Genomic DNA, 20,658 nt, shown 5'->3' with positions numbered 1-20,658 from the left:
GCGCAATGAAGGGGCCTTTCATCGCAAAATTTGCGATGAAAGGCCCCTTCATTGCAGCGCTCAGTCGGACTTGGCGGCCGGTTTCTCCGCCTTGGCGACGGGCTCAGCGGGCTTCTCCGCCGACGCCGACGCCGACGCCGAAGGAGTCTCGTCGGCGGGGGTCTCCGAAGAAGTGGCCGGTTCGTCGAAACTCTCCGGCAGCCGCTTCAGATGCTTGGTCATCGACCGCACCAGCAGTGCGACGGCGATCAGGAACAGGATGAGGATCAGGAACCCCACCGGTGAGGACTTGCCGAAGTCCTCACCCTGGCCGCCGTTGTCGCCGTTGCCGGGCTGTTGTGCCAGGAACTGCGACGCCGCCGTCACTGGAACGACGGCGAACGCCGGCACCGAGAAACTCATTCAGCCCACCTTCTCCTTCACACCGGCGAACAGATCGTCCTCCGGCAGGGTGCTGTCCACCAGTGAGCGGACCAGCTCGTACTCCTCGGTCGGCCAGACCTCGCGCTGCAGGTCGCGCGGGACGGCGAACCAGCGGCTGTTCGGGTCGATCTGGGTGGCGTGCGCCTTCAGGGCCTCGTCACGCTGCTCGAAGTAGTCGCCGCATTCGACGCGGGTGGTCACCCGCTCCATGACGTCGGCCTTCTCCGGATCCCACGACTTCAGCCACTCCTCGTACGGCGACTCGAGGCCGCGCGCGAGCAGCGCATCGTGGAAGGTCGTCATCCTGGCGCGTGAGAAGCCGTGCACGTAGTACAGCTTCAGCGGCTGCCACGGCTCGCCCGCCTCCGGGTACCTCTCCGCCTCCCCGGCGGCGTCGAAGGCCGCGACCGAGATCTCGTGCGTGCGGATGTGGTCGGGGTGCGGGTAGCCGCCGTTCTCGTCGTAGGTGACGATCACGTGCGGGCGGAAGTCGCGGATGACCTTCACCAGCGCACCGGTGGACTCCTCCAGCGGGATGACCGCGAACGAGCCCTCCGGGACCGGGGGCAGCGGGTCACCTTCGGGCAGTCCCGAGTCGATGAAGCCGAGCCAGGTGTGACTCACGCCGAGGATCTTGGCCGCCCGGGCCATCTCCTCCCGGCGGATCTCGGTCATGTTGGCCACTACGTCGGGACGGTCCATGGCCGGGTTCAGCACGCTGCCCGCTTCGCCACCGGTACAGGTCACGACCATGACCTCGTGTCCTTCGGCGGCGTACCTGGCCAGCGTGGCGGCACCCTTGCTCGACTCGTCGTCAGGGTGCGCGTGTACCGCCATCAGGCGGAGGCTCGACTTCGGCGGTTCCTCGGCTAGCACCATGCTCCGAACGTCCCCTTCTCGTTCCGTATTCCCCTGCGACCCTGCCTGACGGCCCGCGCGGCGGGACGCGGATACTCGAGGGGAACCACTCGCATACGACTCCATTGTCCCTGCGAGCACGACGACACCAACCGGGAGGCCCGGGTTGAGCACGGGACAGGATGCTCCCAGCGCGGAAAGCACCCGGACGGACCTGCCGGAAGGCCGCTACGGCAAGACCCGCGACGCGCGGCCCGCCCGCTGGCGGCGCCTGGTGTTCGGCGTGCTCGCGCTGCTGGTCAGCGGTGGTATCGCCTACGTCGCGTATCTGAACTTCGGCAGCGCGCCCATCGAAGGCGAACGCGTCGCGTTCAAGGAGGTGCCAGGTGACGCGATGGAGATCACCATCAACGTGACCAGGGACGAGGTGAACCGGCCGGGGGTGTGCGTCGTCCGCGTCCGTGACAAGGCCGGGGCGGAAAGCGGCCGCAAAGAGGTTCTGATTCAGCCTGGTTCGAAAAACAGCCGGGTGACTACCACCATCAAGAGCATCGGAAGGCCGGTCACGGCTGATATCTTCGGGTGCTCATACGACGTACCACGGTACCTGTCAAGGCCATAGCGGCCAACGGGGTGAAACGGGCGCCCAACGCCGAGGCGCGACCGAATTCGACCGGCGGCGATGCCTCGCGCCGTGTTACTCTGATCTACCGGCACGGCCCAAGACGGGCCGTGTTTTTCCTTTATCTCAGCCAGACCGGCGCGCCATGTCGGCCTGGTGGCCGGCTTGTACACCCAAGCCTGGCAGGCCCTACTAGGAGATGGTGACCGTGAGCGACACAAAGGTGACCTGGCTGACCCAGGATGCCTACGACAGGCTCAAGCAGGAACTCGACCACTACATCGAGCTCCGCCCGGTCATCGCCGCGAAGATCAACGATAGCCGGGAAGAGGGCGACCTCAAGGAGAACGGCGGCTACCACGCCGCCCGCGAAGAGCAGGGCCAGCACGAGGCCCGCATCCGCCACCTCCAGGAGCTCCTCCGCTCGGCCAAGGTGGGCGAGCCGCCCGCCAACGATGGCAGCGCGGGACCGGGCAAGGTCCTCACCGTGCGCTACGACGGTGACGACGAGGACGAGAACTTCCTCTTGGCGACCCGTGAAGAGGGCACCGAAGGCGACCTGGACGTCTACTCGCCGGAGTCCCCGCTCGGCAAGGCGCTGCTCGGCGCCAAAGAGGGCGAGACCCGTGAGTACGAGCTGCCCAACGGCAGCATCCAGAAGGTGACGCTCGTCAAGGCCGTTCCTTACACCGGCAAGTGAGTGTCCGCGCGCCCGGCCCGATATGGCCGGGCGCGCATATGAGCCGTTAGCGTGACCCCCGGATCATTCTGGAGGGAAACGATGAGCGAGCTACCGATCTGCGTCGCCTGTGGCATGCAGTACGCGGAACCCCGGTCCGACTGCCCGATCTGCGACGACGAACGGCAGTACGTCCCGCAGGCGGGACAACGGTGGACCGACCTGAAGACAGTGCGCGAGAGCGGGACGTACACCGCGCGCGTCGAAGAGCAGGGCCCCGGCCTCATCGGGGTCGGCTCGACCCCGAACTTCGCCATCGGCGAGCGCGCCCTGCTGATCAAGGCCGAATCCGGCAACTTCCTGTGGGACTGCGCCGGCTACCTCGACGACGACCTCGTCGCGCGGGTCCGCGAACTCGGCGGGATCACCGGGATCGCGATCAGCCACCCGCACTACTACACCACCATGGTCGAGTGGGCGCACGCCTTCGACGTGCCCGTCTACCTGCACGAGAACGACCAGCAGTGGATCGGCAGGCAGGACCCGGCCCTCAAACTGTGGAGCGGCGCGACCCTCGACGTCGCGCCCGACCTGCGGCTGATCAATCTCGGCGTGCACTTCGACGGCGGGACCGTGCTGCACTGGCCGGGCGGGGAGAACGGCCGCGGCGCGGTGCTCTCGGGCGATATCCTGCAGGTCATCCCGGACCGCCGGTTCGTCGGCATGATGTACAGCTACCCGAACCTGATCCCGGAGCGCCCGGAGGTCGTCCGGCGCGCGGCCGAGATGCTCGAACCGTACGAATTCGAGGCGATCTACGGCGCCTGGTGGGACGCGATCATCCGCACCGACGGGCACGACGCCGTCCAGCGGTCGGCGAAGCGGTACCTCGGCCAGGTCGGCTAGCTCCGCGCCAGCCGTTCCAGCAGCGGCCGTACGCGCGGCGGAACCGGCGTCGACAACGCGATCGACGTCGAGGTCCGCCGCACGTACGGGGCGCCGACCACCTCGTCGACCACCCGTTGCAGGTCGTCGTTGTCGCGCGCCACCATCCGCACGAAGAGGTCGCCCTGCCCGGTCGTCGCGTAGACCTCGCACACCTCGTCGATCGCGGACAGCGCCGCCACGACCTCGGCCCGGCGACCCTGCGCGATCTCGAGAACGGCGAACGCGGTGAGGCCGTAACCCATCGCCCCGAGGTCGAGATCCGGCGGGAAACCGCCGAGGATCCCGCGGTCGGTCAGCCGGTCCAGCCGGGCCTGCACGGTGCCCCGCGCGACGCCGAGACGACGGGCGCATTCGAGCACGCCGAGCCGCGGCGAGTCGGTGAGCAACAGCAGCAGCCGCGCGTCCAGCGCGTCAAGGCTTTCCGACATCGCCCCTACCTCCTACGCAGATTGCCCACTATGACAGCGGATCCCCCGTCGACACTGGACATAGTGTGCAGCAAAATCTTTGACCATTGCACATTTTGTCATGTACTCGGATGCTTCTGACATGACGCACACAATGGAACCCCAGGGTGCTCTTGACGACGTGAGCTACGACCAGCTGCGTCAGCTCGTCGGCCTCGTCGACCACGATTCTTCGACCGACCCCTTCCCGGTGAAGTCGATGGACGCGGTGGTGTTCATCGCGGGCAACGCCACGCAGACCGCGTGGTTCTACCAGGTCGCGTTCGGTATGCGGCTCATCGCTTACTCCGGCCCCGAGACCGGGAACTTCGAACGCAAGTCCTTCGTGCTGAAGTCCGGCTCCGCCCGCTTCGTGATCACCGGTGGCGTCAAGCCCGACTCCCCGCTGCTCGACCACCACCGCCGCCACGGCGACGGCGTCATCGACCTCGCGCTCGAGGTCGCCGACGTCGACAAGTGCATCGAGCACGCCCGCGCGCAGGGCGCCACCGTCCTGGAGGAGCCGCACGACGTCTCCGACGAGCACGGCACGGTGCGGATCGCCGCGATCGCGACCTACGGCGAGACCCGCCACACGCTGATCGACCGATCGAAGTACACGGGTGTCTACCTGCCCGGCTACGAGCCGCGCGAGAGCAACATCGTCCGCCCGGAGGGCGCGCCGAAGCGGCTGTTCCAGGCCGTCGACCACTGCGTCGGCAACGTCGAGCTCGGCAAGATGGACTACTGGGTCGACTGGTACCACCGCGTCATGGGCTTCGTGAACATGGCGGAGTTCGTCGGCGACGACATCGCGACCGAGTACTCGGCGCTGATGAGCAAGGTGGTCTCCAACGGCAACCACCGCGTCAAGTTCCCGCTCAACGAGCCCGCGATCGCGAAGAAGAAGTCGCAGATCGACGAGTACCTCGAGTTCTACGGCGGCGCGGGCTGCCAGCACATCGCACTGGCCACCAACGACATCATCACCACGGTGAAGGCGATGCGCGCGGCGGGCGTCGAGTTCCTCGACACCCCGGACTCCTACTACGACGACCCGGAGCTGCGCGCGCGGATCGGCGAGGTCCGGGTGCCGATCGAGAAGCTCAAGGAGCACCGCATCCTCGTCGACCGCGACGAGGACGGCTACCTGCTGCAGATCTTCACCAAGCCGATCGGCGACCGCCCGACGGTGTTCTACGAGCTCATCGAGCGGCACGGTTCGCTCGGCTTCGGCAAGGGCAACTTCAAGGCCCTCTTCGAGGCCATCGAGCGTGAGCAGGAGCGCCGCGGCAACCTCTGACCCCGGCAGTTCGCAAGGCGCGAAAGGGCTCTTCATCGCATTTGGTGCGGTGAGGGGCCCTTTCGCCGCGTGAGCGGCCCGACTCTGTCGGCCCAGGGTGGTACACCGGACGAGCACTAAACTGTCCGACGAAAACTCATCGCCCACCGGAACCGATGGTGTCTTCGGACCGTCAGTGTGAAGACGTCAGCATGCAGCTTGTGGAAGGGTCCCGATGCCGGACAACGTCGACGCCAGCGAACAGATGGTGGACAACTGGACGAAGCAGATCCAGGAGACCGCCGCGCGCTATCAGGCGATGGCGGCGCGGATGCAGGGACAGACCGTGACGGAGCGGTCGAAGGACAACACCGTCGAAGTGACCGTCGACGCCAAGGGCCTGCTGACCAATCTCGTCATCTCCGAAGCGGCGAGCGGCAAGCGGATGGCCGAGGTCTCGTCGCAGGTCATGCGGCTCGTGCAGCTCGCGCAGTCCCGGATCCCCGAACTGCTGCAGCAGGCGATGGCCGAAACGGTCGGTACGACCGACGAGACGGCGAGCCGCGTGATCGCGGAAGCCCAGAGCACCTTCCCCGAAGCGCCGCCGGAAGAGGATCCCGCTCCGCCGGAGCCCGAGCGGCACCACCGCTTCGGCCCCGAAGAGGAAGAGCCCCCGCCGCCCGCCTCGTCCACGCCGCCACAGCCGAAGCCGATCCCGCGCCGCCGCCGCGCGCGGGACGACGATGACGACGACTTCGGCGGCAGCATCCTTTCGTAGACGTTCCATCCGGCCGGGTAGAGGGGAGACACCATGGCAGGCAAGGGTTACGAGCTCGGTTCCGACCTCGACGCGCACGCGAAGCAGATCGACGGCATCGCCGACGGACTGCGTACCGCGGTCGACGCCGCGCAACAGGTGAGCATGCCGACCGACGCGTACGGCATCATCTGCCAGCCGTTCCGGATGATGCTCGACCCGGTCGAGGAATTCGGCATCAACGCGCTGAACAAGGCGGTCGAAGCCGCGACGGCGGTGGCGAACAACGTGCGGTCCGCGTCCAACGCCTACCACGCGCAGGACGAGAACTTCGCCGCGGAGCTGAAGAACGTGCAGGTGCCTGACTGATGCCCGAGGGAAATCCGCTCGTCGCGAAGGCGCCGACAGACGAAGACGGCCCTGGCCCGTTGACGGCGGGGAACAGCGAATACGGCTACGCGGCGGGGATCGGCGTCGCCGAGTCGGCCATGGACGCCTTCAACGGCATTTCGAACGGCGACTGGGTGGGCGGCGGGCTCGGCGTGCTGAGCCTCGCCGGTGAGATCGCCAGCGCGGCGATCGACCCGTTCGGCTACCTGATGTCGTCGGTGGCGTCGTTCCTGATGGAACACATGCAGCCGCTGAAGGACATGCTGGACGCGGTGGCAGGCGATCCGCCGGTGATCCAGTCGTACTCCGAAACCTGGGGCAACGTCGCCAAGAAATTGGAAGACACCCAGGTCGAGTTGTCGAACACGGTCAAGAACGGCACCGCGGGCTGGACGGGCGAGGCGGGCGACCAGTACCGCAAGCAGGCCGCGGAGCAGGCGGAGGCGATCGGCGCGGCGGCGACCGTCGCGGGCGGGATCAGCACCGTCGTGATGATCTTCGGCGAGATCGTCGCGTTCGTCCGCGAATTCATCCGCCAGCTGATCGCGGACGCGGTCGGCAAGCTCATCGCGTGGGTCATGGAGACGGTGTTCTCCCTCGGCTTCGGTACCCCCGTCGTGGTCGCGCAGGCCGTCACCGCGATCGCGAAGTGGGCCGCGAAGATCGCCGACAAGCTCAAGGAACTGTGCGACGCGATGCGGCGCGTTTCCCCGCTGCTCGGCAAGCTGGTCGACGTCTTCGAGAAGATCATCAAGATCTTCGGCAAGATCGCGGGCAAGGTCACCGGGCTCGACGCGCTCAACCCCAAGAACATCAAGGCGGGCGGCTTCATCCAGCGCGGCGGCCGCGGCGGCGGATCCGGCGGGCCCGATGGCGGCGGCACGGGCTCCGGCGACGGTCCGGACGGTGACGGTTCCGGCAGCGGGTCCGGTGATGGCTCGAACGGTGCCGGCGACGGTTCCCGCGGCTCGAACGGTTCCGACGGCGACTCGGGTGGTTCGGGCGACTCCGGCCGCTCCGGCGATTCCGGCTCGACCGGATCGAACGGTTCCAGCGGCGACTCCCCGTCGAGCACCGGCACCCGCGGCGGCGACGGTGGCGGCTCACCGTCCACACGAGACGGTGGCTCCCCGCCCCGTTCGGACGGTGGATCCACCAGCCGCGCGGGCGATGGCGACGGACCGTCCACATCGGACGGCAACCTCGGCAGGGCGCCGGACGGCGCCGGCTCGTCACCGCGCTCCGGCGGTGGCACTCCCGGCCACACCGGCGACGGGGGTTCGCCCAGTACTCCGCACACCCGCTCCGACGGCGGTTCGCCCACGCACTCCGGCGATTCCGGTACGCCGAACCGCGCGCCCGACGGCGGCTCGCCGAGCACGGCCCGCGCGGACAGCGGTCCCGCACCGCAGACACGCGCCGACGCCGATGGTTCACCGAGCCACACCCCCGACGGCGGTTCGCCCACCCCGGCACCGCACACCCGCGCGGATACCGGCGGTTCACCGCCCCACGGCCCGGACGGCGGCTCACCCGCGTCCGCACCGCAGACCCGCACCGACACCGGCGGCTCCCCGAGCCACACCCCGGACGGCGGTGCACCGAGTCCCACGCGCGCGGACACCGGCGGTTCGCCCGGCCACACCGGCGACGGCGGTGGTTCGCCCCGGACCCACGGCGGTGACGGTGGCGGTTCGCCCACTCCGCGTTCCGACCCGGCAGCCGGCCAGCACGGCGGAAACGACGGCGGCAGCCCCACCCGGCCGACCGACAGCGGCACCACGACCAGCGGTACCGCGCCCACCGCGCCGCGACTCGGCGACGCCGGTCCGTCGCACGTTCCCGCGCAGCGCGGCGGCACCGGTGGTGACGGCTCGCCCGGTATCCCGCCGCAGGGTCAGCCGATGGCGGGCGGCATGCCGCCACAGGGCGCGCCCGGCGGCGGTACTCCCGGCGGCACCCCGGGTTCGCCCGGCGGCAGGCCGCCGGGCGGTGGCTGGACGGGCACGCCCGGTTCGCCGCGCACCCCGGACACGCACGCCCCCCGCACTCCCGACACCCACACCGGTCCCAGCCGCGGTCCCGGGCAGACCGGTCCCGGCGGGCGGCCGAACCAGCCGCATCAGCCGCAACCGGTGGCCCGCGGCAACGAGTTCGGCCCCGGCGCCCAGCCGCACACCGGCACGCCGGGCACGCACGGCCCCGGTAACCGGCCCGGCGGCACCGGTCCCGGCAACACCGGACCGGGCGGGCGCGGCCCCGGTGGTCACTCCGGGCCGCCGCATTCGCCGGACGGTCACGGCCCCGCTGGGCACGGCCCGCGCCAGGACCCGAACGGTCACCCCGACGGCTCACCGCACGACCGCGGCCCCGACGGCGAACCGGACCGCCCGCTGACGCCGGACGAGGTCAACCAGCGGCATTCCGAAGGCACCCCGGCGGGTAGCTCGTATCACCGCGGCGACGCGGACATGGGCGATTTGCCGCACCGCGTCCAGCCGGACCCGGACGGCCGCTACACCGTCGACGTGCACGTCACCCCGGACGGGCACGCCCGCATCGGCAACCGCACCTACACCCCCGAGGAATTCGCGGACATCCTGCGCCGTAACACCGATTACGACGGCCGCCCGATCCGGCTGATCGGCTGTGACGCCGGCTCGAACGACTTCGCGCGCCGTCTGTCGCGGGAACTCGACACCGAGGTGATGGCGCCGAGCAAGCCGGCGTGGACCGACGCGAACGGGCGCGTCTTCTCGTCCGACTACGAGATCGGCCCCGACGGCCGCACCCGTCCACGGATCCCGCCGAACGGCGAGTGGGACATCCACAGCCCCGACGGCACCGCTCGCCGGGCGAGCGACGACGGCTTCACGCCGGACACCTCGCACGCGGACAAGCAGGACGTGGACGCCGACAGCGCCCGCGACCGCGGTGAGGGCGACAACCTCACCCCTCAACATCAGCTCGACGGACGCTGGGAGGAGCCCGATTTCACGCCGCCCGCCCGTCCTGTCCGGCTGGGCGACGACCAGTCGTTCTTCGATCCGACGACGCCTCCGCGCAAGCTCGAGCCGAGTACGCGGTACGACATCACCGACGCGGACGGCAACGTGCGCAGCCGGGTCTACACCGACGCGAACCGCAACGTGACGCACGTCGACGCCGTCGCGCCGAACAAGCTGCACGCCCCGGGCAACCCGGAGATCATGCGCCCGGCGCCGAACTCCAACTATCGCGTGCAGGTCGGCCATCGGCATGACACCTTCCCGACCGACGCGAACGGCGAAGTCCGGACGGTGACGCACACCGACGTGAAGACCCAGCACGGCCGCCAGGACGTCACCAGGGTCGACCACATCGAGTCGCCGCCGAAGCCCCGCGACGAGGTGCGGATCGAGGCCGACGACCCACGGGCACCCGGTGCGAACGACGCGTTCAGCCGTCGCACCGATCTCGAACCGAACACCCGCTATCACGTCACGGACGCCGACGGGAATCCCCGCGGCAGCTTCCAGACCGACGGCGAGCGCAAGGTCAGGTGGGTCGAAACCCCGGAAAGCACACCGGACCGTCCCAACCCCGAACTCCGGGAACCGTTGCCGGACAGCAATTACCGGATCGACCGAGGGCCGCTCCACGAGGAGTACCGCGTCGGGCCGGACGGGCGACCGGAACATGGCCAGGAGTTCAACCCGCCGACGCCGCAGGGTGACCCGGTCCCGCACCCGAACGCGGTGAAGCAGGACCAGCCCTTCAACCGCCTCCATGCCAACGAAGACGGCAGCCCCAAGCTCGACGCGGACGGGAACCCCACGCTCAAGCCGAACAGCGTGCACCGGCCGACCGACGAGTACGGGCATCCGCGAGGCGACTTCTACACCGACGACACGGGGCGTATCACCCACGTCGACACCACCAGTGGCCAGCGTGGCCGGACGAACTCCGAGGTGGCGGCCGCCCAGGGCGCGGAGATCACCCAGGACGGCCATTACGGCACCAAGAACGCCAGCAAGGTCCAGGATTCCTGGCCCGCTCCCGATCGCGAGCTCACCTACTCGCATCAGCCGCCGCCGCGAAGCGACGATCCGCAGGGGTTCGTCGACGGCGACCCGGACGCACTCAGTGACGCCGAGCGCAAGGCGATCAGCGACAAGATCGCGCACAAGGATCCGATCGCGGGCCGCGACAACCTGCCACCCAATACCCGTATCCACGTGGTGGACAAGGACGGCCTGCCCTACGGCTCGTTCCAGACCGGGCCGGACGGCAAGATCACCCACCTGCACACCGGGCAGCCGTTCAACCCGGATCTGAACAACCCCCCGCCCAACGCGGTGATCCGGGTCGATCACGGCCTGGAAATGCACGACAAGGACGGCAACCCGCTGAACCGCCGTTCGCCCGGCGAGATCCACCGGACCGACGAGCGTGGCAACGTGGTGGTGACCTCGGCCCCGCCGGATCCCGGTGGCGCCAGCAACGTCCGGCGCGACGGTCCGGCGCAGGCCGGAGTCGGCGCGAACGGTGGCAAGGACGCCTCCGGGAAGAACATCGACGACGGTGGTCACCACCGCGGCACGTCCGTCGGTGGCTCCGGCGAAGCGGGCAACCAAGGCACGCAAGGGCGGGTGGACAACAGCAACGCGGGCGCCAAGGAACTCGCGGAGACCTACGATCCCGACGACAGCTGGTACCAGATGGAGCGGAATCGGGACGAGACCGGCCTCGCTAGTAGGTTGGAGAACGAGGATATTTTCGAACTCCGGGATCCCGGCGTCGACGACGCGCACACCCGCCAGTACCGGGCCTACGGTCCGGACGCCGAAGGCCGGATCTCGGTAATCGTCAGGAGCTTCCCCAATGACCACAACGACCCACTCTGGCCCGATGACTTCCGGGGGTGAGACCCACGAGGACCTGATCCAGCAGCTCGGCACCGCGCTGCTGGACCTCGTCCCCGTGGAAGGCTGGCGGCGCATCGACCTGGTCAGCGCGATGACGGTGCCGGCACAGGACCTCGGCCTCACCGTGATCATGGACGACGGTTCCAGGCCGGAGATCGCGCCACCGACCGAGCTGAACGTGATACTGGCCAAACTGCGCACGCTGTTGTACCGGCCCGGCCGCGGCGCCTGGTTCTCCGCGCGGATCTCGATGAATCCGCCGGGAGCCATCTTCTACGACTACAACTACGACTACGAACCGGTGCTCACGCCGCCCATGGAGCCGGAACACTACGTCGAAGATCTGAAGAAGTTCCCCAGGGATCCTGAACACATCCCGGCTTGGCTCAGCGAGAAACTCGCGGCGGCGAACGACAAGGAGCGCGACTGATGCCCATGCCCGTTGTGCCCACGAGCGCGGCACAGGCCAATCAGCTGTTCAAGGAGTTCACCACCTGGATGGTGCACTCCGTACCGTCGGATTACGAGCAGTTGTTCCTCACCTTCCGTTCGGTGGGGGACTACGTCGAGATCTCGGCCCACGTGCTGACCGTGATGGGCACGAGCACACCGTGGACGCCGCCGTCGGGGGTAGCGGACTTCTTCGTGGACCTGCGGGACAGCATGGCTCAACCGGGCGAGGGCGCTTGGACCTCGGTTCGCTATCACATGGTCCATCCAGGCGGGTACTCCGTGGAATACGACTGGGACAACGAACCCGCTTGGGATCACGTCCCGCCGGCGGAGTTCTTCGCCCAGGAACTGGAGCGCTACCCGCGAACCGGCGAACGCGCGGAATGGCTTCAGCGTCGCGCCTCCGGCACGGCGAACTGATCATCGGTGCGGGAGGGGACATGAGCCGACCACAAGTACCGTTGACCCAGCAGCAGCAACAGCAGCTCGTCTGGCAGATCGGCCATGCCCTCGCCACCCCGCTGCCTCCGGGCTGGCAGCAGATGCGCGTCGAGTACCGGGCGGCGGGCAGGCATGTCGAGGTCGACCTGCTCGTCACCGGTCAGGACGGGCTGCCCCGCCCGGTGCAGCCGAGCCCGGAAGCCGTGCAGTTGCTCGGAAATCTTCGGGCGGGGATGTACCAGCCCGGCAGAGGGACCTGGCTGAGCACGATCCTGGTCTATGGCTCGGCGACGGTGCTCGGCACGGATTTCCTGCTGGACGTCGAGCCGCCGTGGCGGCAGGCGCCACCGCCGATCGGCTTCCAAGACGAGCTTCGGTTCTTCCCGCGCGCCGAGCAGTACATCCCGCCCTGGTTCAGGCAACGAGCCGGCCTGGAACCCGCCGGGCCCTTGGTCGCGACCCCGCCCGCGGAGACACCGGAGGCCTTGAAGTCTCCGCGTGTCTACGACGGGCTCGACGAGTCGGGCCGTCCGGTGGTGGACCGCGAGCCGTTGTCTCCCGCCGAGCGGGACCGCGTGCTGGAGTACCTTGACGGCGCTCCGGTCGTGCTGGCGTCACGGACCTACGACGCCGACGCCTTCGAACCCGATCGGGAACCGTTGGTACCGTTGAACTTCCGCACGGACGGCCGGTGGTACTGGCCGGGCGCGGTCGCCTACTATCTGCGCGAGCACGACGTGGCACCCGATCCCGAACTGCTCACCCACATCCGGGCGCTGCGGTTCACCCTGCCGGAGGTCGGCGAGCCCGAACGCGAACTCGCGGTCGCCGCCATCACCGGCCAACCGTCCACTTAGGACCACCCTCCCCCGCGCGCAACGTGCCCCCTGGCGCGCAATGAAGGGCCCTTTCATTGCGAAATTTGCGATGAAAGGCCCCTTCATTGCGCTCAAACCACCGTCCAACCAGCCTTCTGCAGCGCCTCCGCCACCTCGGCGCAATGCGAAGGGCCGCGAGTCTCCAGCGCGAGGGAGATCTCGACCTCACCGAGCGCGAGACTCCCCGAGACCCGCGAGTGCTCGACGTCCAGCACGTTCGCGCCCAGTTCGCTGACACGGGAAAGCACCGAAGCCAGCGAGCCCGGCCTGTCCGGTACCAGCAGCCGCAGCTTCAGATAGCGGCCGCCCGCGGTCATCCCGTGCCGCACGATCTGGAGCAGGAGCACCGGGTCGACGTTGCCGCCCGAAAGGATCGCCACGATCGGCGGCTCGAAGGCGCCCGGATGCTGCATCAGTGCCGCCACCCCGGCCGCGCCCGCCGGTTCGACGACGAGTTTCCGCCTTTCCAGGCAAAGCAGTACCGCCCGCGAAAGCGACTCCTCGGTCACTGTCACGACGTCGTCGACCAACGCGGCGACATGCGCGTAGCTGATCGGCCCGGGTCGGCCGACGGCGATCCCGTCGGCCATGGTGTGCATCTCACGCAGCCGGACCGGCTCGCCCGCGGCCAGCGACGGCGGATACGCGGCGGCTTCCTCGGCCTGGACGCCGACGATCCGCACTTCCGGGCGCAGCGCCTTCACCGCCGAAGCGACCCCGCCGACCAGACCGCCGCCTCCGGTCGAGACCAGCACCGTCCGGACGCCCGGGACCTGGTCGAGGATTTCCAATCCGACAGTGCCCTGCCCGGCGATGATGTCCGCGTGGTCGAACGGGTGGATGAACACCGCCCCGGTGCGCTCGCCGAACGCGATCGCCTCGGCAAGGGTCTCCTCCAGCACCTCACCGTGCAGATGGACGTCGGCGCCGTAGCCGCGAGTGGCGGCGAGTTTCGGCAGCGGCGCGCGTTGCGGCATGAAGACCGTGGCCTTCGTCCCGAGCAGCGCCGACGCGAGCGCTACCCCTTGCGCGTGATTGCCCGCGCTCGCCGCGACCACCCCACGGTCGCGTTCCCCGGCGGACAGGCCGTGGATTCGGGTGTACGCGCCGCGGATTTTGAACGAACCCGTCCGCTGGAGGTTCTCGCATTTGAGGTGGACCGGGCCGCCATGGAGCTTCCGAAGATCTCTGGCGTGCTCCATGGGAGTCACGCGAGTCACGCCTTCCAGCAGCTTGCGGGCCGCCCGGACCTTCTCGACGCCGACCAATTCCATGACCGGATGATGCCACCTGACGGATACGTCACGTGACAGGTTCACTGTCCGGGTACTCTTGACGACGGCGGTGAAAGCGACCAGGGAGCGCGCATGGCACGGGGGAACATCGGCAGGGTCCGGGCGACCCGTTCCGCCGGGATGCTGCCGGCCGTGCTGGCCCTGACCTCGGCCGCGCTGCTGACCGGCGCCGCGGTCTACACCGTCGATCGCGCCGGTTGTGTGGACCCGGGTCAGTACATCCGGCACGACAACCACATCGAACTCGTCGGCGGCTGCGTCGACGGCTCCGAACTGCCCGCCGCGCCGCAGGGGACCTCGCACGAAGCCGGCGACGTCCAGCCCGGCAACTTCCGCCCGTAACCGGGCGATTCCTCCACCACACCGCGCTGACCAGCGCGAAAAGAGCAAGGGACCTTTGCGCTCACTTAGTTAGCATGGGTACGCTAACGATAGCAAAGGTCCCTTGCTCCCCCTGGGCTCGGCGGCGGTCAGCCCAGGGCCGCGGCCAGGTCGGCGACCAGGTCGCTGCCGTCCTCGATGCCGACGGACAGGCGCAGCAGATTGTCCGGCACCTGGAGGGTCGACCCCACGGTGCTCGCGTGCGTCATCCGGCCCGGGTGCTCGATGAGCGATTCGATACCACCCAGCGACTCCGCGAGGATGAACAACTTCGTCTTCGACGCGACGTCGAGCGCGGCCTGCTCGCCGTCGACGTGGGTGAACGAGATCATCCCGCCGAAGCGCCGCATCTGCTTCGAGGCGACCTCGTGGCCCGGGTGCTCGGGCAGGCCCGGGAAGTAGACACGCTCGACCTTCGGGTGCTTAAGCAGCATCCGGGCGATCAGTTCGGCGTTGTCGCTGTGCCGCTCCATCCGCAGCGCCAGCGTCTTGATGCCGCGTAGGGTGAGCCACGCGTCGAACGGGCCGGGCACCGCACCGGCCGCGTTCCGCAGGTAGAACAGCTGTTCGCGCAGTTCGTCCTCGTTGGTCAGGATCGCGCCACCGACGACGTCGGAGTGCCCGCCGAGGTACTTGGTCGTCGAGTGCAGGACGACGTCCGCGCCCAGCGAAAGCGGGTTCTGCAGGTACGGGGTGGCGAAGGTGTTGTCGACCACCAGACGCGCTCCGGCGCCGTGCGCGACCTCGGCCAGCGCGGCGATGTCGGCGATCCCCAGCATCGGGTTCGTCGGCGACTCGCACCAGATCAGCTTCGTCTCCGGCCGGATCGCGGCGCGGACCTCGGCGATGTTCCCGAGATCGGCGACCGTGTGCTCGACGCCCCACAGGCTGAGCACCTTGTCGATCAGCCGGAACGTGCCGCCGTACGCGTCGTTGCCGAGCACGAGGTGGTCACCGGGACGCAGCGTCGCCCGCAGCAGGACGTCGCTGGCCGCCATCCCCGACGCGTAGGCCAGGCCGTGCCGGGCGCCTTCCAGCGCCGCGAGCGCGACCTCCAGCGCGGTGCGGGTGGGGTTCGCGGTGCGCGAGTATTCGTAGTCGCCCTCGCGCGTACCGCCGACGCCGTCCTGCGCGTAGGTCGACGTCTGGTAGATCGGCACGATGACCGCGCCGGTCCGGGGATCAGGGGTCTGCCCGGCGTGGATCGCGCGCGTCTCGAAGCCCAGCAGAGAGTAGTCGTCGGCCATACCGTCCAGGGTACGACCACCCCCTCGAGATCCCATCGTCTGGGATCGAACTCACCACTGGCCGGGTGGCGGGCCCTGCTGTGGCGGCGGATAACCGGCAGGTGGGTATCCGGGCGGCGGCTGAGGGTGACCGAAGTTCTGCGGCGACATGGGCACCGCGGGCTGCTTGCCTGCCGCGAGCCAGCGACCGGTCGGCGGAAGTAACGCCAGCACGATCGTCGCGACCGCCGGGATCAGCAACTGGACGATCAGCCCGAGGAATCCGTAGATGGCCGAGACCCCTCCGAACACATAGGCCACGTCCATCCCGGTCGTACGCAGAACGACGAGGACAATTCCGAAGAAGAGCCCCGCGCCCGCGCCGATCACGACGAGCATGCGCCCGGCGCGCTTGCGCCGAAGCAACAGGATCCCGCCGACCAGCAGGACCACCCCGACGGCGAGGTCGAGGATCCCACCGACGATGTAGTAAGACCGCACCCGGTCGACCAGCAGGATGAGCACCCACACGAGCCCGGACAAGAACCACACGCCGCCGAGAATCGCGAGAATCCCGGCGATGATGCCGGTGGCGCCACTCGGTTTCAGCGCCATTCCTGGCGGCGGATAGGCGCCGGGTGGCGGATAGCCGCCCTGCGGTGGGTACTGCTGATACGTCATCGCTCCCCCTGTCGACTTCCTCGACTCATCCTGTCAGCCACCGCACCAGCCGGGAAGCCGATCCTGCTTCGACGGTTCTTCGTTTTTTAAGTCGGGCGGATCACCGACGGCACCAAGCGGAGACGGCCATCGCGAAGAGCAGGAACGCGACGAGGTCGTTCGTGACCGTCGGCTGGCCGTTCACCTCGGCGAAGAAGCAGCCAACGCCCGTACGCCTCAGGATCTCACCAACCGCGTTGCCGCGGAACCTCGTCCCGCGGCCGATAGGGCTGGACCGGTGACGGCCGCCAGCGCAGATATTTCAGCGTCGGCGGGATGATCGCGAAGATCAGCGTGCACGGGACGACCGCGAACATGACCACCCGGACGAGGGCGACGAACGACTCGAACTCGAACTGCGTGCGGAAGTAATGACTGTGGGTTCCGTTGAACGCCAACGGTTCCAGCACGACGGCGGCGATCACCATCAGCGAGCCGGAGATCAGCAGGACGGCGCCGGCGACCGAGCGGAAGAACGCCGACAGCGCGCCGACCAGCAAGAGCAAGGCGGCCAGCAAATACAACCCCAGCGCGGTCAGCACGAGACCCGGCAGATTGCCGATGCTGAACCCGGACGGCAGTTTGAGGAAGAAGTAGATCGGAAGGTACCCGGCGGCACCCGCGGCGACGAGCCCGAGCAGTGCGGCGACGATCGCCGTCGCGCCGGTCGGTCGTGCCTGCCGTGCGGGATATCCGAAACCGCCCGGTCCGTGCTGCCGCGCGGGATCTCCGTACGGACCGGTCACGTCGCCCCCATCAGCCGGGTATGGGTTAACGGCGCTCACCCTAGCCGGGCGGAGGAGGTCGTGGAGGACGATCCGGAAGACATCGGCGGAAACAAGACGCCCCCGGCCGACAGGCCGGGGGCGTCTTGCGCGAAACCGTTCAGTGGCTTCTGATCACCACTGCTGCGGCGGCTGACCGGGCTGCTGACCCGGCTGGCCGAAGCCACCGCCGGGCTGGCCGGGCTGCTGTTGCTGCTGACCGAAACCGCCCTGCTGCTGCGGTTGGCCGAAGCCACCCTGCTGCTGACCCGGCTGCCCGAAGCCACCCTGCTGCTGACCCGGCTGGCCGAAGCCACCGCCGGGCTGGCCGGGCTGCTGTTGCTGCTGACCGAAACCGCCTTGCTGGCCAGGCTGCGGGAACCCGCCCGAAGGCGGACCGGGCTGACCATAGGGATTCTGCTGCGGCTGGCCGTACTGTCCCGGCTGCCCCGGCTGGCCGAAGCCGCCCTGCGGCGGACCGCCGAAACCGCCGGGCTGGCCGCTCTGCGTGGTACCGAGGGCCGAACCGCCGCCACCGAGGCCGACGAACTGCGCGGTCGCCGGGATCAGGCCCAGCACCCCGATGATCAGGATGAGGATGCCGAAGATCAGGTGCGGCAGGCCGATGCCGATGCCGACCTCATCCGGGACACCGTCGCCCGACGGGGTCGTGGAACCCAGGAGGAGGATGCCGAAAAGCAGCAGAAGCGCACCGCCCACGGTGACCGCGATCGGCACGATCTTCTTGATCTTGGCCGGGAGCTTGCCCGCCAGCGCGAGACCGACACCGGCCGCCGTCGCGATGAGCGAGGCGACCAGCAGCAGGATCACGTAGAGCCAGACAGTGCCGGGCGACGCCAGGCCGAACTGGTCGAGAAGCTTGTCGACCGCTTCCTGTCCGAGCCTCGAGGACTGGCTGTCGAGGCCTTCGGAGTAGTCACTCGCGTCACCGAAGTAGACGAAGCTGAAGACCAGGGCGAGAAGACCGAGAAGGCCGACCAGTCCACCGGCGATGAACCCGAACATCGGGTTCCCGCCACTGCCACCGGTGGGCGCGGAGCTGTAGCCCTGCGGCGGTCCGCCGAAACCGGGCTGCTGACCGAAACCGCCCTGCGGCTGCCCGCCGAAGCCCTGCTGGGGCTGACCGAAGCCGGGCTGCTGCTGCCCCTGCGACGGGTCGAACCCGCCCGGCTGGGGGCCGCTGAAGCCCTGCTGCTGACCGAAGCCACCACCCTGGGCGCCGTAGGCACCGGCGGCCGGATTGTCGGCCGCGCTCGGCGGCGGGGCGTACGGGATGGCGGGCGGCTGCGAACCCGGCGGCACGAGCTGGGTGGAGTCGGCGCCGGGGGCTTCCCCGCCACCGCTCACCGGCTGCACGACCTGCGTCGCGTTCGCGTCACCGGAACCCTGCTGCACCGGCTGGACGACCTGCGTGGGCTCCGGCGTGTCGCCGAACCCGCCACCCTGGGGCTGCTCATAGGAGGGCTGCCCGTACTGCGGTTGCCCGTAGTCGGGCTGCGCGGGCTGGCCGGGCTGCACCACCTGGGTCGGTTCCGGGGAACCGAACGGGTTGTCTTGCTGCGGCTGGGGGCCACTCGGGGGTCCCTGCGGTGGCTGGGCGCCACCCCAAGGCTGATTCGGTGGCTGCGGAGCACTCATTTGGGTCTTGAACCCCCTTGACGAGGACATAAAAGTTCAACTCACCCAATACGCTATCGGATAGCCGGGTGGGCCGCTCGTAACGCCCCGGCCCGGCCATCCGATGGAATGCCTCTTTACCGCCCCGCGAGAAACGACAGCAGGTCGTGACGGGTGACGACGCCCGCCGGCTTGCCGTCGACCAGCACCAGCGCGCCGTCGGCGCCCGACAGCGCGTTCATCGCCGAACCCACCTGTTCACCGGCGCCGATGGTCGGCAGCGGCGACGACATGTGCTGTTCGAGCCGGTCGGCCAGCTGCGCCTTGCCGGTGAAGAGCGCTTCGAGCAGGTCACGTTCGTTGACCGCGCCGACGACCTCGGCCGCCATGACCGGCGGTTCCGCGCTGACCACGGGCATCTGGCTGACGCCGAACTCCGAAAGGATCGCCACCGCTTCGGCGACCGTTTCGTTCGGGTGACTGTGCACCAGGCTGGGCAGCGAGCCGCGCTTCTTCATCAGCACGTCGCCGACGGTGGCGCCGCTGGAATCCGGCGGCAGGAAGCCATAGGAGGACATCCAGTCGTCGTTGAACACCTTGGTGAGATAGCCGCGGCCACCATCGGGCAGGAGCACGACGACGACGTCGTCCGGGCCGAGCCCTTCGGCGAGCTTGAGCGCGGCGGCGACGGCCATTCCGCACGAGCCGCCGACGAGCAGCCCCTCCTCGAGCGCGAGACGACGGGTGATGTCGAAGGAATCCGCGTCCGACACCGGGATGATCTGGTCGGCGATGTTCCGGTCGTAGGTGTCCGGCCAGAAGTCCTCACCGACCCCCTCGACCAGGTACGGCCGTCCGGATCCGCCGGAGTACACCGAGCCTTCGGGGTCCGCGCCGATGACCCGCACCCGGCCGTCGCTGACCTCCTTGAGGTACTTGCCGGTGCCCGAGATCGTGCCGCCCGTTCCGACGCCCGCGACGAAATGCGTGATCTTGCCCTCGGTCTGGCGCCAGAGTTCCGGGCCGGTCGAGTGGTAGTGGCTGGCGGGGTTCTCCGGGTTGGCGTACTGGTTCGGCTTCCAGGCTCCCTCGATCTCGCGCACGAGGCGGTCGGAGACGTTGTAGTAGGAGTCCGGATGCTCCGGCGCGACCGCTGTCGGGCACACCACGACACGGGCGCCGTAGGCCTTGAGCACGTTGCGCTTGTCCTCGCTGACCTTGTCCGGGCAGACGAACACGCACTTGTACCCCTTGCGCTGCGCCACCATGGCCAGCCCGACGCCGGTGTTGCCGGACGTCGGCTCGACGATGGTGCCGCCGGGCTTCAGCTCGCCGGAACGCTCCGCGGCCTCGATCATCCGCAGCGCGATACGGTCCTTGACGCTGCCGCCGGGGTTGACGTACTCGACTTTGGCGAGGATGAGCGGTTGCAGCCCCTCGGCCAGTGCGTTCAGCTTGACCAGCGGGGTGTTGCCCACGAGGTCCACGATGTGCTCGACGTAATCCACAGTGACAGCCTAAACGCCGCAGGTCGGGATGTGCCCATTCAA

The 20,658-nt window shown here is 68.9% G+C and carries 20 protein-coding genes; 11 read left to right on the top strand and 9 right to left on the bottom strand.

Annotated elements, in window-relative coordinates:
* Nucleotides 1–60: 60 nt before the first annotated feature.
* Together AVL48_RS06450 and mca are read right to left on the bottom strand one after the other, a co-directional pair.
* The gene (locus tag AVL48_RS06450; RefSeq protein WP_061986138.1) at nt 61–402 is read right to left on the bottom strand and encodes a hypothetical protein; all 342 of its coding nucleotides are present in this window, start codon (nt 400–402) and stop codon (nt 61–63) included.
* A complete protein-coding gene (mca, locus tag AVL48_RS06445) occupies nt 403–1,302 on the bottom strand; it encodes a mycothiol conjugate amidase Mca (protein WP_061986140.1) in 900 nt (299 codons plus the stop codon).
* 145 nt (nt 1,303–1,447) lie between these two features.
* Between mca and AVL48_RS06440 the strand changes: the two genes are divergently transcribed.
* The 3 genes from AVL48_RS06440 to AVL48_RS06430 all read left to right on the top strand — a co-directional run bounded on the left by AVL48_RS06440 (nt 1,448) and on the right by AVL48_RS06430 (nt 3,488).
* Nucleotides 1,448–1,903 (top strand): DUF4307 domain-containing protein, encoded by a 456-nt coding sequence (locus AVL48_RS06440; protein ID WP_061986142.1) that lies wholly within the window; start codon nt 1,448–1,450, stop codon nt 1,901–1,903.
* Between the two features lie 199 nt (nt 1,904–2,102).
* Nucleotides 2,103–2,603, top strand: a complete 501-nt coding sequence (gene greA, locus AVL48_RS06435) for a transcription elongation factor GreA (protein ID WP_016337198.1) — start codon at nt 2,103–2,105, stop codon at nt 2,601–2,603.
* Nucleotides 2,604–2,684: 81 nt separating this feature from the next.
* Nucleotides 2,685–3,488 (top strand): MBL fold metallo-hydrolase, encoded by an 804-nt coding sequence (locus AVL48_RS06430; RefSeq protein ID WP_061986144.1) that lies wholly within the window; start codon nt 2,685–2,687, stop codon nt 3,486–3,488.
* Here the strand turns inward: AVL48_RS06430 and AVL48_RS06425 are convergent.
* Entirely contained in the window at nt 3,485–3,958 is a 474-nt protein-coding gene (locus tag AVL48_RS06425) for an Lrp/AsnC family transcriptional regulator (RefSeq protein WP_061986146.1), read from the bottom strand. The genes AVL48_RS06430 and AVL48_RS06425 overlap by 4 nt on opposite strands.
* 121 nt (nt 3,959–4,079) lie before the next feature.
* On the opposite strand from AVL48_RS06425, the gene hppD reads away from it, so the two are divergent.
* From hppD to AVL48_RS06390, 7 genes are all read left to right on the top strand, one after another.
* Entirely contained in the window at nt 4,080–5,279 is a 1,200-nt protein-coding gene (hppD, locus tag AVL48_RS06420; protein ID WP_061986148.1) for a 4-hydroxyphenylpyruvate dioxygenase, read from the top strand.
* A 214-nt stretch (nt 5,280–5,493) separates the two neighbouring features.
* Nucleotides 5,494–6,036: a YbaB/EbfC family nucleoid-associated protein gene (locus tag AVL48_RS06415; protein ID WP_061986150.1), complete on the top strand. Its 543-nt coding sequence runs from the start codon at nt 5,494–5,496 to the stop codon at nt 6,034–6,036.
* A gap of 33 nt (nt 6,037–6,069) precedes the next feature.
* Entirely contained in the window at nt 6,070–6,384 is a 315-nt protein-coding gene (locus AVL48_RS06410) for a type VII secretion target (protein ID WP_061986152.1), read from the top strand.
* Nucleotides 6,384–11,312 carry a hypothetical protein gene (locus AVL48_RS06405; protein ID WP_061986153.1) on the top strand — a complete coding sequence of 1,643 codons (4,929 nt, stop codon included), beginning with the start codon at nt 6,384–6,386 and terminating at the stop codon, nt 11,310–11,312. Before AVL48_RS06410 ends, AVL48_RS06405 begins: the two co-directional genes overlap by 1 nt.
* Nucleotides 11,296–11,742, top strand: coding sequence for a hypothetical protein (locus AVL48_RS06400; RefSeq protein WP_061986155.1), 447 nt, complete (start codon nt 11,296–11,298; stop codon nt 11,740–11,742). Before AVL48_RS06405 ends, AVL48_RS06400 begins: the two co-directional genes overlap by 17 nt.
* On the top strand, nt 11,742–12,185 hold the full coding sequence (locus tag AVL48_RS06395) for a hypothetical protein (protein ID WP_061986157.1): 444 nt from the start codon (nt 11,742–11,744) through the stop codon (nt 12,183–12,185). The genes AVL48_RS06400 and AVL48_RS06395 overlap by 1 nt, the downstream gene beginning before the upstream one ends.
* Nucleotides 12,186–12,205: 20 nt before the next feature.
* Nucleotides 12,206–13,063, top strand: a complete 858-nt coding sequence (locus tag AVL48_RS06390) for a ferredoxin (protein WP_061986356.1) — start codon at nt 12,206–12,208, stop codon at nt 13,061–13,063.
* Between the two features lie 92 nt (nt 13,064–13,155).
* Here AVL48_RS06390 and ilvA read toward each other — a convergent pair whose 3' ends face one another.
* A complete protein-coding gene (gene ilvA, locus AVL48_RS06385) occupies nt 13,156–14,358 on the bottom strand; it encodes a threonine ammonia-lyase (protein WP_061986159.1) in 1,203 nt (400 codons plus the stop codon).
* Between the two features lie 93 nt (nt 14,359–14,451).
* Between ilvA and AVL48_RS06380 the strand changes: the two genes are divergently transcribed.
* On the top strand, nt 14,452–14,721 hold the full coding sequence (locus AVL48_RS06380) for a hypothetical protein (protein WP_061986160.1): 270 nt from the start codon (nt 14,452–14,454) through the stop codon (nt 14,719–14,721).
* 128 nt (nt 14,722–14,849) lie between these two features.
* On the opposite strand, the gene AVL48_RS06375 is transcribed toward AVL48_RS06380, so the two are convergent.
* The 5 genes from AVL48_RS06375 to AVL48_RS06355 form a co-directional block, all read right to left on the bottom strand.
* Complete coding sequence (locus AVL48_RS06375; RefSeq protein ID WP_061986162.1) at nt 14,850–16,007, bottom strand: cystathionine gamma-synthase; 1,158 nt, start codon at nt 16,005–16,007, stop codon at nt 14,850–14,852.
* Nucleotides 16,008–16,058: 51 nt separating this feature from the next.
* Nucleotides 16,059–16,667 carry a hypothetical protein gene (locus AVL48_RS06370; protein ID WP_061986164.1) on the bottom strand — a complete coding sequence of 203 codons (609 nt, stop codon included), beginning with the start codon at nt 16,665–16,667 and terminating at the stop codon, nt 16,059–16,061.
* Between the two features lie 224 nt (nt 16,668–16,891).
* Nucleotides 16,892–17,452 carry a hypothetical protein gene (locus AVL48_RS06365; RefSeq protein WP_061986166.1) on the bottom strand — a complete coding sequence of 187 codons (561 nt, stop codon included), beginning with the start codon at nt 17,450–17,452 and terminating at the stop codon, nt 16,892–16,894.
* A gap of 153 nt (nt 17,453–17,605) precedes the next feature.
* A complete protein-coding gene (locus AVL48_RS06360; RefSeq protein WP_061986168.1) occupies nt 17,606–19,012 on the bottom strand; it encodes a hypothetical protein in 1,407 nt (468 codons plus the stop codon).
* A 233-nt stretch (nt 19,013–19,245) separates the two neighbouring features.
* On the bottom strand, nt 19,246–20,616 hold the full coding sequence (locus AVL48_RS06355) for a cystathionine beta-synthase (RefSeq protein ID WP_061986170.1): 1,371 nt from the start codon (nt 20,614–20,616) through the stop codon (nt 19,246–19,248).
* Nucleotides 20,617–20,658 lie beyond the last annotated feature (42 nt).

It is taken from the genome of Amycolatopsis regifaucium, assembly GCF_001613935.1.
Classification (GTDB): Bacteria; Actinomycetota; Actinomycetes; order Mycobacteriales; family Pseudonocardiaceae; genus Amycolatopsis; species Amycolatopsis regifaucium.
The sequence above is the reverse complement of the archived record's forward strand: the minus strand, read 5'-3'. Positions and strand labels throughout refer to the sequence as shown.

Bases quoted from the DNA above. Each gene is read 5' to 3' on its own strand.
- AVL48_RS06450 (WP_061986138.1), bottom strand. From the start codon at position 402: ATGAGTTTCTCGGTGCCGGCGTTCGCCGTCGTTCCAGTGACGGCGGCG.
- mca (WP_061986140.1), bottom strand. From the start codon at position 1,302: ATGGTGCTAGCCGAGGAACCGCCGAAGTCGAGCCTCCGCCTGATGGCG.
- greA (WP_016337198.1), top strand. From the start codon at position 2,103: ATGGTGACCGTGAGCGACACAAAGGTGACCTGGCTGACCCAGGATGCC.
- AVL48_RS06430 (WP_061986144.1), top strand. From the start codon at position 2,685: ATGAGCGAGCTACCGATCTGCGTCGCCTGTGGCATGCAGTACGCGGAA.
- AVL48_RS06425 (WP_061986146.1), bottom strand. From the start codon at position 3,958: ATGTCGGAAAGCCTTGACGCGCTGGACGCGCGGCTGCTGCTGTTGCTC.
- hppD (WP_061986148.1), top strand. From the start codon at position 4,080: ATGACGCACACAATGGAACCCCAGGGTGCTCTTGACGACGTGAGCTAC.
- AVL48_RS06415 (WP_061986150.1), top strand. From the start codon at position 5,494: ATGCCGGACAACGTCGACGCCAGCGAACAGATGGTGGACAACTGGACG.
- AVL48_RS06410 (WP_061986152.1), top strand. From the start codon at position 6,070: ATGGCAGGCAAGGGTTACGAGCTCGGTTCCGACCTCGACGCGCACGCG.
- AVL48_RS06405 (WP_061986153.1), top strand. From the start codon at position 6,384: ATGCCCGAGGGAAATCCGCTCGTCGCGAAGGCGCCGACAGACGAAGAC.
- AVL48_RS06400 (WP_061986155.1), top strand. From the start codon at position 11,296: ATGACTTCCGGGGGTGAGACCCACGAGGACCTGATCCAGCAGCTCGGC.
- AVL48_RS06395 (WP_061986157.1), top strand. From the start codon at position 11,742: ATGCCCATGCCCGTTGTGCCCACGAGCGCGGCACAGGCCAATCAGCTG.
- AVL48_RS06390 (WP_061986356.1), top strand. From the start codon at position 12,206: ATGAGCCGACCACAAGTACCGTTGACCCAGCAGCAGCAACAGCAGCTC.
- ilvA (WP_061986159.1), bottom strand. From the start codon at position 14,358: ATGGAATTGGTCGGCGTCGAGAAGGTCCGGGCGGCCCGCAAGCTGCTG.
- AVL48_RS06380 (WP_061986160.1), top strand. From the start codon at position 14,452: ATGGCACGGGGGAACATCGGCAGGGTCCGGGCGACCCGTTCCGCCGGG.
- AVL48_RS06375 (WP_061986162.1), bottom strand. From the start codon at position 16,007: ATGGCCGACGACTACTCTCTGCTGGGCTTCGAGACGCGCGCGATCCAC.
- AVL48_RS06370 (WP_061986164.1), bottom strand. From the start codon at position 16,667: ATGACGTATCAGCAGTACCCACCGCAGGGCGGCTATCCGCCACCCGGC.